10 protein-coding genes are annotated in these 16,742 nt (G+C 71.1%); 1 reads left to right on the top strand and 9 read right to left on the bottom strand.

Annotated elements, in window-relative coordinates:
- Positions 1 to 15 precede the first annotated feature (15 nt).
- Entirely contained in the window at positions 16 to 714 is a 699-nt protein-coding gene (locus AC2TEW_RS14365) for an HAD family hydrolase (RefSeq protein ID WP_484623728.1), read from the bottom strand.
- Between the two features lie 138 nt (positions 715 to 852).
- The gene (gene metH / locus AC2TEW_RS14360; protein ID WP_484623727.1) at positions 853 to 4,377 is read right to left on the bottom strand and encodes a methionine synthase; all 3,525 of its coding nucleotides are present in this window, start codon (positions 4,375 to 4,377) and stop codon (positions 853 to 855) included.
- Between the two features lie 155 nt (positions 4,378 to 4,532).
- On the opposite strand from metH, the gene AC2TEW_RS14355 reads away from it, so the two are divergent.
- Positions 4,533 to 5,591, top strand: coding sequence for a glycoside hydrolase family 18 protein (locus AC2TEW_RS14355; protein WP_484623726.1), 1,059 nt, complete (start codon positions 4,533 to 4,535; stop codon positions 5,589 to 5,591).
- 31 nt (positions 5,592 to 5,622) lie between these two features.
- Here AC2TEW_RS14355 and AC2TEW_RS14350 read toward each other — a convergent pair whose 3' ends face one another.
- From AC2TEW_RS14350 to AC2TEW_RS14320, 7 genes are all read right to left on the bottom strand, one after another.
- Entirely contained in the window at positions 5,623 to 6,186 is a 564-nt protein-coding gene (locus AC2TEW_RS14350) for a TetR/AcrR family transcriptional regulator (protein WP_484623725.1), read from the bottom strand.
- Positions 6,183 to 6,545 (bottom strand): DUF1304 domain-containing protein, encoded by a 363-nt coding sequence (locus AC2TEW_RS14345; protein WP_484623724.1) that lies wholly within the window; start codon positions 6,543 to 6,545, stop codon positions 6,183 to 6,185. The genes AC2TEW_RS14350 and AC2TEW_RS14345 overlap by 4 nt, the downstream gene beginning before the upstream one ends.
- Positions 6,546 to 6,609: 64 nt before the next feature.
- Positions 6,610 to 8,226 carry a glycoside hydrolase family 13 protein gene (locus AC2TEW_RS14340; RefSeq protein ID WP_484623723.1) on the bottom strand — a complete coding sequence of 539 codons (1,617 nt, stop codon included), beginning with the start codon at positions 8,224 to 8,226 and terminating at the stop codon, positions 6,610 to 6,612.
- Between the two features lie 42 nt (positions 8,227 to 8,268).
- Positions 8,269 to 9,138 carry a carbohydrate ABC transporter permease gene (locus AC2TEW_RS14335; protein WP_484623722.1) on the bottom strand — a complete coding sequence of 290 codons (870 nt, stop codon included), beginning with the start codon at positions 9,136 to 9,138 and terminating at the stop codon, positions 8,269 to 8,271.
- Positions 9,139 to 9,150: 12 nt separating this feature from the next.
- Positions 9,151 to 10,098, bottom strand: a complete 948-nt coding sequence (locus tag AC2TEW_RS14330) for a carbohydrate ABC transporter permease (protein WP_484623721.1) — start codon at positions 10,096 to 10,098, stop codon at positions 9,151 to 9,153.
- An 86-nt stretch (positions 10,099 to 10,184) separates the two neighbouring features.
- Positions 10,185 to 11,585: an extracellular solute-binding protein gene (locus AC2TEW_RS14325; RefSeq protein WP_484623720.1), complete on the bottom strand. Its 1,401-nt coding sequence runs from the start codon at positions 11,583 to 11,585 to the stop codon at positions 10,185 to 10,187.
- A gap of 479 nt (positions 11,586 to 12,064) precedes the next feature.
- Positions 12,065 to 16,360: a galactose-binding domain-containing protein gene (locus AC2TEW_RS14320; RefSeq protein ID WP_484623719.1), complete on the bottom strand. Its 4,296-nt coding sequence runs from the start codon at positions 16,358 to 16,360 to the stop codon at positions 12,065 to 12,067.
- Between the last annotated feature and the right edge of the window lie 382 nt (positions 16,361 to 16,742).

Raw genomic sequence — 16,742 nt, 5'->3', positions numbered from 1 at the left:
CCAAAGAGAGCAATCTCACACCCGGGCCGCGACCACCGCGCGCAGCAGCTCCAGATCCACCTGCTCCAGCGAGGCCAGCACCGTCCGGCCCGGGCCCGGCTCGATCACGGCCACCGACGGCACCGCGATCACCGGGCACCCGGCCGCCTCGGCGGCCCGGACGCCGGTCGGCGCGTCCTCGACCACCACGCAGCGGCCCGGCTCCGCGCCGAACCGGGCGACCGCCGCCAGGTAGGGGTCCGGGTGCGGCTTGGTGCGCACCACCTCGTCACCGGCCACCGAGAAGGCGAAGTGGTGGGCGCCGAGGCTCTTCAGCACGATGTCGATGATGTGCCGGTGCGAGGCCGAGACCAGGGCGGCCGGGATGCCGTGCGCGTCCAGGGTGTTCAGCAGCCGCTCGGCGCCCGGCATCAGCGGGACCCCGCCGGCCAGCAGGTCCACGAAGCGCTGGTTGATCAGGATCGTGAGCTCCTCCGGGGTGAGGGTCACCCCGGTGCGCTGCAGCAGGTAGTCGATCACCCGGCTCATCGGCCCGCCGACCACGTGCGCCCGGTCCGCCTCGTCCAGCTGGTGGCCCAGCTCCGCGAAGAGCGAGGCCTCGGCCTGCCACCAGAAGTCCTCGGTGTCGACCAGGGTGCCGTCCATGTCGAGCAGGACCGCCTGCAGGCCCGCGCCGTCGCCGGTGGTACGCGGGGAGGTGGAAACGGTCGTCATGTGATGGTCCCTTCCGAAGCGCCGGCCACCCCGAGGGATGGCACGGGCCGGCCCGCTGGTCAGCGGACCGGCCCGTTCAGGATCATCAAGCTTACGCCCGGCTCCGGCTTTTGCAGCGAACGGAGCGCGAGGCGCACATTACCGGGCGTTGAAGTACTTGGCCTCGGGGTGGTGGATCACGATCGCGTCGGTGGACTGCTCCGGGTGGAGCTGGAACTCCTCGGAGAGCACCACCCCGATCCGCTCCGGCCGCAGCAGCTCGGCGATCTTCGCCCGGTCCTCCAGCTCCGGGCACGCCCCGTAGCCCAGCGAGAACCGCGCACCCCGGTACTTCAACGCGAACATGTCCCGCACGTCCTGCGGGTCCTCGTCACCGAAGCCCAGCTCGAACCGGACCCGGGCGTGCCAGAACTCCGCCAGCGCCTCCGCCAGCTGCACCGACAGCCCGTGCAGCTCCAGGTAGTCCCGGTAGGCGTTGCCCGCGAACAGCTCGTTCGCCGCCTCCGACACCCGGTTGCCCATCGTCACCACCTGCAGCCCCAGCACGTCCCGCTCACCCGACTCCTCCGGACGGAAGAAGTCCGCCAGACACAGCCGCCGACCCCGGCGCTGCCGCGGGAAGGTGAACCGGGTGTGCTCGGAGCCGTCCCCGTTGAAGACGATCAGATCATCGCCCTTGGAGTTCGCCGGGTAGTACCCGTAGATCACCGCCGGCTCCAGCCAGCCCTCCGTCTGCAGCCGGTCCAGCCACATCCGCAGCCGCGGCCGGCCCTCCGTCTCCACCAGCTCCTCGTACGACGGGCCCTCCCCGGACCGCGCCGCCTTCAGCCCCCACTGCCCCTTGAACAGCGCGTCCTCGTCCAGCCAGGACGCGTAGTCCGCGAACGGGATCCCCTTGACGATCCGGTCCCCCCAGAACGGCGGCTCCGGCACCCGGTTGTCCACCGCCACATCGGAGCGGACCTGGCCGAGGTTGACCTCCTCCGCCGGCTCCTCCACCTCGACCCGGGCGTGCCGGCGCTGCCGCAGCTCCGGCAGAGCCGCCCCCGGCACCCCGCGCTTGACCGCGATCAGGGCGTCCATCAGGCGCAGTCCCTCGAAGGCGTCGCGGGCGTAGCGGACCTCGCCTTCGTAGATGGCGTGCAGGTCCTGTTCGACGTAGGCGCGGGTGAGGGCGGCGCCGCCGAGGATGACCGGGTAGTCGGCGGCGAGGTTGCGCTGGTTGAGCTCCTGGAGGTTCTCTTTCATGATCACGGTGGACTTGACGAGCAGGCCGGACATCCCGATCACGTCCGCCTTGTGCTCGACGGCGGCGTCCAGGATCGCCGAGACCGGCTGCTTGATCCCCAGGTTGACCACGGTGTAGCCGTTGTTGGACAGGATGATGTCGACCAGGTTCTTGCCGATGTCGTGCACGTCGCCCTTGACGGTGGCCAGCACGATGGTGCCCTTGCCCTCGTCGTCGGACTTCTCCATGTGCGGCTCCAGGTACGCCACCGCGCTCTTCATCACCTCCGCCGACTGCAGCACGAACGGCAGCTGCATCTGGCCGGAGCCGAACAGCTCGCCGACCACCTTCATCCCCGCCAGCAGCGTCGAGTTGACGATCTCCAGCGCCGGACGCCCCGTCAGCGCCTCGTCCAGGTCCGCCTCCAGGCCGCCCCGCTCACCGTCGATGATCCGGCGCTGCAGACGCTCCTCCAGCGGCAGCGCCGCCAGCTCCTGCGCCTTCGACTCCGCACTCGAGGCCACCGACACACCCTCGAACAGCTGCAGCAGCCGCTGCAGCGGGTCGTAGTCCCCGGTACGGCGGTCGTAGACCAGATCCAGCGCCACCTCCCGCTGCTCGTCGGGGATCCGCGCCATCGGCAGGATCTTCGAGGCGTGCACGATCGCCGAATCCAGGCCGGCCTCCACGCACTCGTTCAGGAACACCGAGTTGATCACTATCCGCGCCGCCGGACTCAGACCGAACGAGATGTTCGACAGGCCCAGCGTCGTCTGCACGTCCGGGTGGCGCCGCTTCAGCTCGCGGATCGCCTCGATCGTCTCGATGCCGTCCCGCCGGGACTCCTCCTGGCCGGTGCCCAGGGTGAAGGCCAGGCAGTCGACCAGGATCGAGCTCTCCTCGATCCCGTACTCACCGGTGAGCTGGGCGATCAGCCGCTCCGCGATGGCGACCTTCGTCCCCGCGGTGCGGGCCTGCCCGTCCTCGTCGATGGTCAGCGCGATCAGACCGGCCCCGTGCTCACGGGCCAGCGACGCCACCTTCCCGAACCGGGTGTCCGGCCCGTCACCGTCCTCGTAGTTCACCGAGTTCAGCAACGCCCGCCCACCCAGCGCCTCCAGACCCGCCCGCAGCACGTCCGGCTCGGTGGAGTCCAGCACGATCGGCAGCGTCGAGGCCGTCGCCAGCCGCCCCGCAATCTCCTTCATGTCCGCCACACCGTCCCGGCCGACATAGTCCACGCACAGGTCCAGCAGGTGCGAGCCGTCCCGGATCTGCTCCCGGGCGATCTCCACACACGCCTGCCAGTCCCCCGCCAGCATCGACTCCCGGAACTTCTTCGACCCGTTCGCGTTGGTCCGCTCCCCGATCGCCAGGTACGACGTGTCCTGCCGGAACGGCACCGACTGGTACAACGACGCCGCCGACGGCTCCGGCCGCGGATCACGCGCCACCACCGCACGACCCTGCACCCGCTCCACCACCAGCCGCAGATGCTCCGGGGTGGTACCGCAGCAGCCACCCACCAGCGACAACCCGTACTCACGGGTGAACACATCATGCGCATCCGCCAGCTCCGCCGGCGACAGCGGATAGTGCGCACCGTCCTTGCCCAGCACCGGCAGACCCGCGTTCGGCATGCACGACAACCCCACCCGGGCGTTCTTCGCCAGATACCGCAGGTGCTCGCTCATCTCCGCCGGACCGGTCGCACAGTTCAGCCCGATGTAGTCCACCCCCAGCGGCTCCAACGCCGTCAGCGCCGCACCGATCTCCGAACCCAGCAGCATCGTGCCGGTGGTCTCCACCGTCACCTGCACCAGCACCGGCAGATCCAGCCCCGCCTCCGCCAGCGCCCGCTTCGAACCCAGGATCGCCGCCTTCGTCTGCAGCAGGTCCTGACTGGTCTCCACCAGCAGCGCATCCGCACCACCCGCGACCAGACCGGCCGCATTCGCCTGGAACCCGTCCCGCAGCAGCCCGTACGGGGCGTGCCCGAGGGTCGGCAGCTTGGTGCCGGGCCCGATCGACCCGAGCACCCACCGCACCCGGCCGTCCCGCGCCGTGAACGCATCCGCCGCCTCGCGGGCGATCCGGGCGCCCGCCTCCGACAGCTCGAACACCCGCTCCGGGATGTCGTACTCCCCCAGCGCCGCATGGTTGGCGCCGAAGGTGTTGGTCTCCACACAGTCCACGCCCACCGCGAAGTACGCGTCGTGCACCGAGCGCACGATGTCCGGGCGGGTCACGTTCAGGACCTCGTTGCAGCCCTCCAGCTGCTGGAAGTCCTCCATCGTCGGATCCTGCGCCTGCAGCATGGTGCCCATCGCACCGTCCGCCACCACCACCCGGGTGGCGAGCGCTTCACGCAAGGCATCCGCACGACCCTGCCGGGCAGAGGCGGTCTGGGCGGACGAGGGGACGGCTGTGGCCATGTGGCTGCTCCTGGGTGCGACGGCTGTCGGCTATGCGGTCCCGGTCTGTGATCCGGCACGCACCCGGCCAGGGTATCCGTCCGGAGCCGTCGGCACGGAACCCGTTTCGCATCGTGGGCGTCCTGATGGACGCCGGACGACGACGGGGAGGGCCTGTGGGACGGGCGATACGGGCGAGGCTGCGGGCCGTCCGGGCGAGGCTGCGCGGCTGGAGCCGGCGTCGCCGGATCGGCGTGGCGGCCCTGCTGGCACTGGCCTTGCTGCTGCTCCCGATCGCGGGGGCGGCGGCCGCGCTGCGGATCGCCTACGCGGGTGACCCGGCCCCCGAGGCGCGCACCCGGGGGCGCGACGCGGTCTGGCTGGGCCACGCCTGGGTGGACGGCCGAAAGGGGGACGCCGAGCTCGCGGCCCTCGGCCGGCGGCTGGCCGGCACCGGCATCCGCGACCTGTACGTGCACACCGGACCGCTCGCCCACGACGGCTCGCTCGACCCGGCGCTGTACCCGAAGGCGCAGGAGTTCCTGGCGAGCGCGCACCGGGCGCTGCCCGGAGTGCGGGTGCAGTCCTGGCTCGGGGACGTGGTCGCCCCGGAGAAGGAGGGCCTGCACCTGGACCGGGCCGACGTCCGCGACCGGATCACCGCCTCCGCCGTCCAGGTGCTCGACCTGGGCTTCGACGGGGTCCACTTCGACCTGGAGCCGGTCCACTCCGGGGACCAGGGGTTCCTGCTCCTGCTCGACCAGGTGCACGCGAGGACCGCCGGGCGCGGCGTGCCGTTCTCGGTCGCGGCGCCGCAGATCGACCCGCTGCCCGGCCTCCACGCGGCCGGGCTCGCCCTCTCCGGCCACGGCAAGTGGTGGTCCCAGGCGTACTTCGCCCAGGCCGCCCGCCGGGTCGACCAGATCGCGGTGATGTCGTACGACACGAGCATGCAGCTGGAGTCGCTGTACGGCGGGTACGTCGTCCAGCAGACCCGGCTCGCGCTCGAGGTGACGCCGGAGCGGGTCGACCTCCTGATGGGGCTGCCCGCCTACTGGGACGACACCTACCAGCACCGCGGCTCGGCGGAGACGGTGGGCGCCGCCGTCCGCGGCGCCCGGCTGGGGCTCGGCCACAGCACCCGGCAGTCCTTCGGCCTGGCCCTGTACGTCGACTTCACGGCCACCGACGAGCACTGGACGGCCTACCGGACGGGCTGGGGCGCGGCCGGCTGACGCCGGACCGGCGGCCCTGCCGACCCGGACCTCAGGTGAAGCGGGTGCGGTGGAGGGAGACCAGCAGGCGCCAGGTGTGGGCCGCCAGGGTGGCCGGCGGGACGGCTCCCGGGGTGTGCAGCCAGTCGGCGAGGAGAGCGGTGAAGGCTCCGGCGACCGCGGTGGCCACCACCTCGGGGTGGGGGGCGCCGGCCAGTTCGCGTTCGGCGCGGCTGCGCTCCCGCAGCTGCCGGTTGAGCAGTTCCCCCAGGGGGCCGCTCCCCCCGGGGTGCAGCAGCGAGCGGTACAGCCCGGCCTGCTCCCGCACCTGTCCGAGGAACAGCGCCAGCGCGGGCGGCGGGGCGGCCGGGTCCGGAGCGCCGCGCCAGGCGTGCAGCGCGTCGACCGCCTCGCGGACCACCTCGGCGCAGGCGTCCACGGCGAGCGCCTGGAGGTCCTGGTAGTGCAGGTAGAAGGTGGCCCGGCCGAGCTCGGCCCGCCGGACCACCGCGGAGACGCTGACCTGTTCGAGCGGCCGCTGCTCGCACTCGGCGAGCAGCGCCGCCCGCAGGGCCGCCCTGGTCCGCTCGGCCCTCGGGTCGGCGGCCGGGGTCATCCGGCCACCAGGACGGCGGTCAGGGCCAGCGCCCCGGGCAGGGCCTGGGCGAACAGGATCCGCCGGTTGGCGGTGGCGCCGCCGTACAGGCCGGCCACCACGACGCAGCTCAGGAAGAAGATCTGCACCTGGTACCCGGTCGGGTCGGCCGCTATCAGGCCCCAGAGCAGTCCGGCGGCCAGGAAGCCGTTGTAGAGGCCCTGGTTGGCGGCGAGCGGCGCGGTGGCGGCGGCCATCTCGGCGTCGAAGCCGGAGAGCTCGCGACCGGGCCGGCGCTGCCACAGGAACATCTCGAGCACCAGGAAGTAGGTGTGCAGCAGGGCCACCAGAGCCACCAGCACCACGGACAGGGTCTGCATCGTCGGCCACTCATTCACTCGCTATGGACAGGTGTCCACCAATCATAGACAGGTGTCCACAAGATTACGAGCCGTTCAGCCAGACCGCGGTGTCGACCGGCAGCCGTCCACCCGTCAGCGGACCGCTGGCGAGCAGCACCGCGCCGCCCGCGGGCAGCGCGACCGGTCCGGCGCCCAGGTTGACCAGGCAGCGGAACCCGCCCGCGCGCCGGAACGCCAGCACCCCGGAACCCGCGGGCAGCCAGCCGAACCCGCCGCCCACCGCCGCCCGGCGGATCCGCAGCGCGGCCCGGTAGAGCTCCAGCATCGAGTCCGGGTCGCCCGACTGGGCCTCGACCGTCAGCGCCGCCCAGTCGGCCGGCTGCGGCAGCCAGGGCTCGACCCCGGGCGGGGCGAAACCGTACGGGGGCTCGGTGCCGGACCAGGGCAGCGGCACCCGGCAGCCGTCACGCCCTGGGTCGGTGCCGCCCGAGCGCAGGTGCATCGGGTCCTGGAGGCGCTCCAGCGGAAGGTCCTCGACCTCCGGCAGGCCGAGTTCCTCGCCCTGGTAGAGGTAGACCGAGCCGGGCAGGGCCAGCGAGAGCAGGGCGGCCGCCCGGGCCCGGCGGAGCCCGAGCGGCAGATCGGTGGGGGTGCCGAAGGCCTTGGCGGCGAAGTCGAACCCGGTGTCGGCCCGGCCGTAGCGGGTCACGGTGCGGGTCACGTCGTGGTTGCACAGCACCCAGGTGGCGGGCGCGCCGACCGGCGCGTGGGCGGCGAGCGTCGCGTCGACCGAGGCCCGCAGCTCGGCCGCGTCCCAGGGCCGGGCCAGGAAGTCGAAGTTGAAGGCGGTGTGCAGCTCGTCGGGGCGCAGGTAGCGGGCGAAGCGTTCGGTGTCGGGGACCCAGATCTCGCCGATCAGCACCCGGGGCTCGGCGTACGAGTCGGCGATCCGCCGCCAGGACCGGTAGATCTCGTGCAGTTCGTCGCGGTCCACGTACGGGTGCGGCTCCCGGCCGGGGGTGAAGTCGGGCAGCGCCGGGTCCTTGGCGAGCAGGCCGGCGGAGTCGATCCGCACCCCGGCCGCGCCCCGGTCGAACCAGAACCGCAGGATCGACTCGTGCTCGGCGCGAACCTGCGGGTGGTGCCAGTTGAGGTCGGGCTGCTGGGCGGCGAACAGGTGCAGGTACCAGTCGCCGGGGCTGCCGTCGGCGTTCACCGTTCTGGTCCACGGGCAGCCGCCGAACTCCGATCTCCAGTCGTTGGGCGGGAGTTCGCCGCTCTCGCCGCGGCCCGGGCGGAAGTGGAAGAGCTCGCGCTCGGGACTGCCCGGCCCGGCCGCGAGGGCGGCGGCGAACCACGGGTGGGCGTCGGAGACGTGGTTGGGCACGATGTCGACGATGGTGCGGATGCCCAGTTCCAGGCCTTCGGCGATCAGCTTCTCGGCCTCGGCCAGGGTGCCGAAGGCCGGGTCGACGTCCCGGTAGTCGGCCACGTCGTAGCCGCCGTCGGCCATCGGGGACGGGTACCAGGGGTTGAACCAGACCGCCTGGACGCCGAGTTCGGCGAGGTAGGGGAGGCGGGAGCGGACCCCGGCGAGGTCCCCGGTGCCGTCGCCGCTGCCGTCGGCGAAGCTGCGCGGGTAGACCTGGTAGATCGCGGCGTCCCGCCACCAGTCCGAGTGCTCGGGCTGCTGTGCCACGGTGGGGCCCCTTTCAGAAGGCTGGCGATGGGTGACGGGCCGTCAGCCCTTGAGGCTGCCTGAGGTCAGGCCGGCCATGATGTTGCGCTGGAAGATCAGGAAGAACACGATGGTCGGCGCCGAGGCGATGGCCAGCGCGGCGATGATCACATTCTGCGAGACGCCCAGCGAGAGCGAGTTGATGCCGATGTTGAGCGGCTGCTTCGCCGGGTCGGGCTGGACCAGCATCGGCCACAGGAAGTCCTTCCAGACGTTGACCACCGCGAAGATGGAGACCACGCCGAGGATCGGCCGCGACATCGGCAGCACGATCGACCACAGGGCCCGCAGCGGGCCCGCGCCGTCCATCGCGGCCGCGGCCATCAGCTCCTCGGGGATGGAGTCGAAGAAGCGCTTCAGCAGGAAGATGTTGAAGGCGTTGGCGACCGTGGGCAGCCAGATCGCCCAGGGTGTGTTGATCAGGTTGAGGTGCAGCAGCGGCAGGTCCAGCACGGTGAGGTACTGCGGCACGATCAGGACCGCCGCCGGGATCATCAGGGTGGCGAGCATCATCCCCAGGATCAGGTTGCCGAGCACCGGGCGCAGCTTGGACAGCGCGTAGGCCGCCGCGACGTCGAACACCAGCTGGAGGGCGAGCGCGCCGAAGGCGTAGTAGAGCGTGTTGAACAGCAGCCGTCCCATCCGCAGTTGGCTCCACGCCTCGCGGTAGGTGTCGGTGTGGATCTGGCTCGGGAACAGCGTCGGCGGGCTCTGGACGGCCTCCCGGGTGGACTTGAGGCCGCCGGTGACCAGCCAGTAGAGCGGGCCGAGGAAGACCAGGGTGAAGACCACCACCACCAGGACGAGCACCGTCCAGTAGACGATCCGGCCGCCGCGGCGGTTCAGCTGGGTGTCGGAGATCAGGGTGCGCATGGCGGCCGCTCCTCAGTCGGCGGTGCGGCTGAGCCGCGCGTACAGTCCGGAGAAGCCGGCCAGCACGACCAGCATGACCAGGCCGAGCGCGGAGGCGCTGCCGTAGTTGTTGAAGTTGAAGGCGTACTGGTAGATCAGGTAGACCACGGTGGTGGTGGAGCCCTGCGGGCCGTTGCCGCCGGTCAGCAGGAACGGTTCGACGAACACCTGCATGGTGGCGACGATCTGGAGCAGCAGGAGCAGCGAGAGGATCAGCCGGGTCTGCGGGATGGTGACGTGCCAGATCCGGCGCAGCAGTCCGGCGCCGTCCAGTTCGGCCGCCTCGTAGAGTTCGCCGGGGATGCCCTGGAGGGCGGCCAGGTAGATCAGGGTGGCGCCGCCCATGTTCATCCAGGTGGCGGCGATGACCACGGAGACCATCGCGGTGGACGCGGAGTTGAGCCAGGCCGAGGTCGGCAGGTGCAGGGCGTGCAGGACGCTGTTGAACAGTCCGTAGGACGGGTCGTAGAAGTACTTGAACAGCAGCACCGAGGCGACCGGCGGCATCATCACCGGCAGGTAGACCAGCACCCGCAGGTAGGCCTTGGCGTGGCGCAGTTCGTTGAGCAGGACGGCGACCAGGAACGGGACGGCGAAGCCGAGCACCAGCGCGAGGACGGTGAACAGCAGGGTGTTGCGCCAGGCCTGCCAGAAGGCCGGGTCCTCGGTGATGTGGCGGAGGTTGTCCAGGCCGACCCAGGTGGTCCGGCCGCGTCTGGTCCGCTGGAAGCTCATCACGATCTCGCGGACCATCGGGTACCACGAGAAGCAGGCGAAGCAGAGCAGCGCGCCGAGCAGGAAGCCGTGGGCCGTGAGGTTGCGGCGCACGCGCTGCGCGAGCGCGGCGCGGCGGGAGGGCGGGGCGGGGTCCGGGGGCGGGCCGGCCGGTCTGCGGCGGGCGGAGACGCTGATCGCTGCCATGGGGAGGGACTCCTGGGTGGGCTGGTCCGGTGGGTGCGGGCGGCGCGGGGGCCGGCGGGATCGGTGCCGCCGGCCCCCGCGGGCCGCTACTGGAGGCTCGCCAGGACCTGGTCGACCTGGTTCTCGGCGTCCGAGAGCAGCTTGTCGACGTTGGCGTTCTTGTCGGTCAGGACGGCGGAGACCGCGTTGTCCAGCACCTTGTAGATCTGCTGGGCGTTGGCGGGCTCGGTCTTGCCGGGGACGGAGGCGGCCAGGTAGGGCGCGTAGTTCTGGACCGGCACGGTGGCGTCGGCGGCCTTGGCCTTGTTGTCGGCGGCGAGGCTGGCGCCGGTGAAGAAGAACGGCTGGGGCAGGCCGACCGGCAGGCCGTCGGTCTTGTTGCGGGCGTAGTCGAACTGGCCCTTGCCGATGGTGAGGAACTTGAAGTTGATCCAGGCGATGCCGGCCTTGATCTGGTCCGGGGTCGAGCCCTTCTTGAAGAGGTAGTCGTTGCCGCCGAGCAGCGCCGACTTCCCGCCGGGCATCGGGCCCATGCCGTAGTCGGCGTAGTTGCCCTTGAGGGTCTGCACCATGTACGTGATGTCGTCCGGTGCGCCGACGTACATGCCGAGCTTGTCGGTGGACATCTGGGTCATCAGGTCGGGCCACTTGAGGCCCTGGGTGGCGCCCATGCTGTTGTCGGTCCAGCGCATGTCGTAGAGGTTCTGCAGGACCTTCTTGCCCTCGGGGGTGTTGAAGGCGGCCTTCTTCCCGTCCTGGTCGGTCATCGAGCCGCCGAGGCCGTACAGCTCGGCGGTGTAGTGCCAGCCGCCCTGGTTGGTGGCGCTGTAGTCGCCGTAGCCGTTGACGCCGCCCCCGAGCGCCGCGATCTTCTTGGCGTCCTCGCGGATCTCCTCCCAGCTGGTCGGCGGCTTGTCGGGGTCGAGGCCGGCCTGGGTGAAGAGCTTGCGGTTGTACAGCAGCCCCATCTTGTAGTTGGAGTACGGCAGGCCGTAGAGCTTGCCGTCGGACTTGAGGGTGGCCAGCACCGAGGGGTCGATGTCCGCCAGCGCGGGGACGGACTTCTCGTTGACGTAGGCGGTGATGTCCTCGGCGCCGTCGGCGTCGAGGACCTGGTTCAGGTCGGTGAAGTAGCTGTAGAAGACGTCGGTCTGGCTCTTGCCCTTGAGCTGGGCGGTGAAGGCGGCGGGCTCCTCGCAGGGGAAGCCGTCCTTCGCGTTGACCGTGACGTTCGGGTAGAGCTTGTTGAACGCGGCGACGTCGTCGGCCCACTGCTTGCGCTCGGCGGCCTTGGTGACCGGCGGCTGGCAGTCGATGCTGATCGTCACCTTGGTGGCCGGGTCGAGCGGGGCCGCGGCGTCCGCGCTGCCGCCCTTGGCGGCGGAGGTGTCCGCTGTCCCGGAGGAGCTGCAGGCCGCGGCGGTGAGGGCCAGGCCGGCCGCGGCGGCGAGGGCGACGGATCTGCGGATGAGCCGGTCTCTGTTCATGCGGGTGGACCCTTTCGAGCACGTGGGCAGCGCGAGGGCGCGGGAGTAGCCCGTGATTTCCGGTGGGGGCCGCCCCCGAGAGAAGCACCGTCGGGTGGCGGGAGGACGCGTGCGAGGGGATACCTCGGCCGCTGCGGTGACGCATCGCCTGCTGGCGTCGACCACTTAACCAGCCTCGACAGATGACCACAAGATGTCGACGAGATTTCGCAAAAACACGACTGTCCACTTGCGTGAGCCGTCCGGCGGACCGGTCGCGGGCATGCCGGAGCAGGGCGGGCACCCCGGTGCCCGCCCTGCTCCGGAGCTCGGCGTCAGGCCGTGTCTGACAATTCCCGCCGGGCGCCCGACGCCGCGCATCCCGCCTGGACGCACCGGCGAATCGCCCAAGTACGACCCAGTACGAGGGCGCCTCGCCGGCACGCCCAGCCGGGCGCCCGACGCCGCGCGCTGATCCGACGCGAATTGTCAGACACGACCTACGGGTTGACGGTGATGTGGAAGGTCGAGGTGGTGTTCTGGATGTCCTTGGCGTTGCCGCTCAGGGTGAGGTGGTTGAAGGTGACCGAGCCGACCGCGGGGCCCTGGCCGGCCTCGGGCATCTCGTTGGCCCAGATGCCGTAGCCGGACCTGGCGTCGTAGGCGTCGCCGCTCCTCCTGGCGCCGGTGATCGACACGTTGGTGAACACCGTGTCGGTGACCGGGTTCTGCGGCTGGCCGCCGCTGTAGTTGGTCTGGAACATGATCCCGCTGTAGGTCGGGTCGACGATGTCCACGTCGCTCACCCGGATGCCCTGGAAGACCTTGGAGGCCGAGAAGACCCAGATCGCCGGGAAGACCTGGGCGCCCCAGAAGTGGCCGCCGGCCCGGACCAGCGAGATGTTCTGCAGGTTGGTCGGGTCGGTCCCGAACCCGTTCATCGGGTAGCCGAAGTCCAGCGAGGAGATGGTGACGCCCGAGTAGCAGAGGGTGTCGGCGATGTAGACGTTGCGGAAGGTGTTGGCGTAGCCGCCGTAGACCGCCACGCCCGCCGCCCGCCAGGTCAGCAGCGAGGTGAGGTTCTCGAAGACGTTGTTCTTCTCGTCCGCGCCGCCCGCGTCGATGGCGGAGAACAGCGCGAAGCTGTCGTCACCGGTCGCCCGGGCCTCGTTGTTGGAGACCAGGTTGTCGGTGGAGCCGTTGGTCATGTTGATGCCGTCCGCGAAGGTGTCGCGGATCCGCGAGTTGGTGATCCTCATGGAGTCGGTGTTGGCACCCCAGTACATGCAGACCATGTGCTCGGTCCAGATGTTGTCGATGGTGATGTTGGCGACGTTGGCGAAGTCGAAGACCTTGCCGGGCCCGTCGATCCGCGAGGTGTAGTTGCCGAAGTAGGCGAAGCCGGCGAAGGTCGAGCCGTTCGCCGAGGCCTCGGCGCGGAACCCGATGTCGGTGTTGGACTGGCCCGAGGGGGCGCGGAAGCGGGTGAACCAGGGCCCGGCCCCGATCACCTTCACGGCCTTGCCGTAGACCTGGAACTTTCCCGCGGTCTGGTAGTCGCCGGCCGGCAGGTAGACGCCCACCAGGGTGCCGGTGGTGTCCATCCGCACCCGGTCCAGGGCGGCCTGGACGTCGTTCTGGGTGAAGCCCGCCGGAACCGCGTACTTCGCGGGGTCCGGGTCGGCGGTCTGGGTGGCCTGCTCCAGGCTGATGAAGTCGATCGCGTACTGGCTGGTGTTGGCCGCGTCCTTCTGCAGCCGGATCCGGCTGCCCGCCGGGACGGTGGTCCCCAGCAGCACGTTGGCCTCGTCGTAGATGTGCCGCTGGCCGCCGGCGCTCGGGCCGTTGCCCGGCGCGGTCTCGCTGCCGTACAGCCAGGCGTACCGGGAGGTCAGGTCGATCGACTTGAGGAAGCTGCCGTCGACGTAGACGTTCAGCGTGGAGTCGATGCCGTCGCCGCCCGGCGCGTCCGGGACGGAGAACCGGGTGACCAGCGTGTTGGTCGGCGCCTTGGTGGTGAACTCCACCGAGGCGCCGGTGGAGTTGAGCGTGACGGCCTTGCGGCCCGAGGCCTCGCCGGCCAGGTCGCCGATGGTCCGGTTCGGGCCGACCACGGCCGCGCCGCCGGCCAGCACGCCGTCCTCGGCCTCGTAGGTGTCGTACGGCATGTTGGCGCCGCGCCCGACGTACAGCGGCTGGCTGGAGGTGTTGTTGCCCTGCTTCACCGGCAGCTCGTTCGCGTCGTTCGCGATCACGGTCCGGACGGTGTACTTGCCGTTGGCCGCCGTCCAACTCCCTAGCGGCACCGGGGTGGTGGCGGCGCCCGCGGCGATGGCCCCGCTGTACGAGCCGGTCAGCGTCCGCACCACCGCGCCGGTGGCGTCGGCGACGGTCACGGTGATGCCGTGGCTGCCGCCGGCGGATGCCACCGTGCCCTGGTTCTTCAGCGCCACCGAGAAGTTGACGGTGTTGCCGGCCGCCGGGTTGCCGGGTGTCCAGCCGACCGGCGCGGCCACCAGGTCGGAGCTGGCGACCGGGCTGACCACCAGCGGGCCCGGGGCGGTGAAGTCGTTGTTGGTCTCGTCCCGCTCGATCACGACGCCCGTCTCGTCCGCCTTGGCGGTCAGCTGGTAGCTGCCCGCGTTCTGGACGCCGATGCCGGCCGAGACGGTGCTGGAGGCGCCGGCCGCCAGCGCGCCGACCTGGGCGGTGCCGACCTTGGTGGTGCCGAGGTAGAGGCCGACGGTGCTCGGCCCGGCCGCCGCGGTGCCGTTGTTCCTCACGGTGGCGGCCAGCGACACGGCGTCGGTCTCGACGGGGTTGGCGGGCGTCGGGGCCAGGGCGGTGACGACCAGGTCCGGGTTGGGCGCCGGGACGCCGATCACCTGGAACTCGGCCACCTGCCCGGCCGCCGCACCGCTGTTGGCGGTGATCCGCAGCTGGACGTCGGCCGCGGTGGCGGTGACGGGGATGGTGACGGTGTTCCCCGAGGCCGGGTCGAAGGAGTACGTCTGCGGGGCGACCAGCTGGGTGAATGCCGAGCTGCTCTGCTCCCGGCCGAGCACCTCGATGGTCTGCGTCCTGGCCGACCAGGCGGCGGCCGGGTTGAGCTTGACCACGACCGAGCTGGTGGCGGCGTTGGCGCCGAGCGCCACCGTCAGGGTGTCCGGGTAGCTGTTCGGGCCGCCCTCCCAGTACGTGGTGGCGTCGTTGTCGTTGGCGTTGGCGGCGACGAAGGAGAAGACCGAGGAGGAGCCGGTGATCGGCTTCCCGGCGGCCAGGTTGGTCCCGGTGCCGCCGCTCTGGCCGGTGCGGATCACGGTGTTGCTGCTGGCCGACTGGTTGCCCGCCGCGTCCTTGGCCTTCACGTAGTAGGAGACCGTCGCGGTGTCGGGCTGGCTGTCGGTGTACGTCAGCACGGTGCCCGCCACCGAGGCGCGCAGCGCGCCGTTGGCGTACACGTCGTAACCGCTCACCCCGGTGTTGTCGGCCGAGGCGCCCCAGGTCAGCCGGATCTGCCCGGAGGCGGGCTGGGTGTACGCCAGCCCGGTCGGGGCGGACGGGTCCTGGGTGTCGCCGCCCTGGCCGGTGCGGGTGACGGTGTTGCTGGCGGCGGACTGGTTGCCCGCGGCGTCCCTGGCCTTCACGTAGTACGCCACGGTGGCGCTGTCCGGGCGGCTGTCGGTGTACGTCAGTACGGTCCCCGCGACGCTGGTGAGCAGGACGTCGTCGGCGTACAGGTCGTAGCCGGTGACGCCGGTGTTGTCGGTGGCCGCGTTCCAGGTCAGCCGGATCTGGCCGGGGGCGGGCTGGGTGTACGCCAGGCCGGTCGGGGCGGTCGGGGCCTGGGTGTCGCCGGAGGCCGGGCCGTAGGCCTCGAACTCGGCGAGCTGGGCGGCCGGCCAGCCGGAGTTGGCGGTGAAGGTGAGCCGCAGGTAGCGGGTGGTGGCGGTGGCCAGGCTGACGGTGGCGGTGTTGCCGGTCGCCGGGTCGAAGCCGTACCCGGTGGCGGCGGCGAGGTCGGTGAAGTTGGTGCCGTCGGTGCTGCCCTGGACCTTCAGCGTCTCGGTCCGGCTCTCCCAGCCGGCCGGCAGCTTCAGCACCAGCTTGTTGACCGGGACGGCGGCGCCCAGATCACCCTGGATCCACTGCGGGAAGGCGTTGTTGGCGCTCTCCCAGTAGCTGCCCTGGTTGCCGTCGGCCGCGTTGGCACCGGTGTAGGCGCCGTTGGCGCTGCTGGTGGTGACCGGGCGGCCGGCCAGCAGGTTCGCGGACGCGGAGGCGGCGCCGTACACCTCGAACTCGGAGAACTGGGCGGCCGGCCAGCCGGTGTTGGCGGAGACGTTGACGCGGACGTAACGGGCGCTGGTGGAGGCGAAGTTGATCCGGACGGTGTTGCCGGCGCCCTGGTCGAAGGAGTAGACCGCGGAGCCGGTCAGGGTGGCGAAGCTGGTGCCGTCGGTGCTGCCGAGCAGGGTCAGCGTCTCGGTCCTGGACTCCCAGGCGGCCGGGAGCTTGAGGACCACCTGGTCGATGGCGGTGGCGCTGCCGAGGTCCACCTGGACCCACTGCGGCAGGGCGTTGCCCGCGCTCTCCCAGTAGCTGTTCTGGTTGCCGTCGTTGACGTTGCCGACGACGTAGACGTCACCGACGCTGCTGGCGGTCACCGTCTTGCCGGCCGCCAGGTTGGGGCCGCCCGCGGCCTGCGCGGCCGGCAGCAGCGGCCCCGCCAGCAGGAGCATCCCCAGCACGGCCGAACCGGCGGTCAGCCGTGGCAGTCTGCGCTTCGATCTCATTGCGTCCCTCTGTCTCTGACTCCGCGACCGATGTCCGCGATCGGCGTCGGTGGGGCGGCGTCGGTGATCGATGACGGTTCGCGACGGGTCGGCTCCCGGCTCCGCCGCGGGTGCACCCGGTGGGCGGGTGCGGGTGGTGCGGTCCCCCGCGGGGCGCGGGACGTCGGTACGGCCCGGGCCGCCACTGTCAGGGCGACGGCCCGGAACTCCGCTGCCGGCACGTCCGGGGCGGTGGCTCCGGGAAAGTTGCGGCAGATATCGAGAAAATGACGTAGCTCTGTACGTCTTTTGCGTGATTGCAGCCAAGAGTTACAGAGCGGCTACGGGCATGTCAACGGCTCGTACCGACCCGCCGGCATCCGGGCAGACAGAAGCGGGGGGG

It is taken from the genome of Kitasatospora sp. NEAU-CNBT7 (assembly GCF_057220535.1).
Note: the sequence above shows the minus strand (reverse complement) of the source record. Positions and strands in the feature narration are given on the sequence as shown.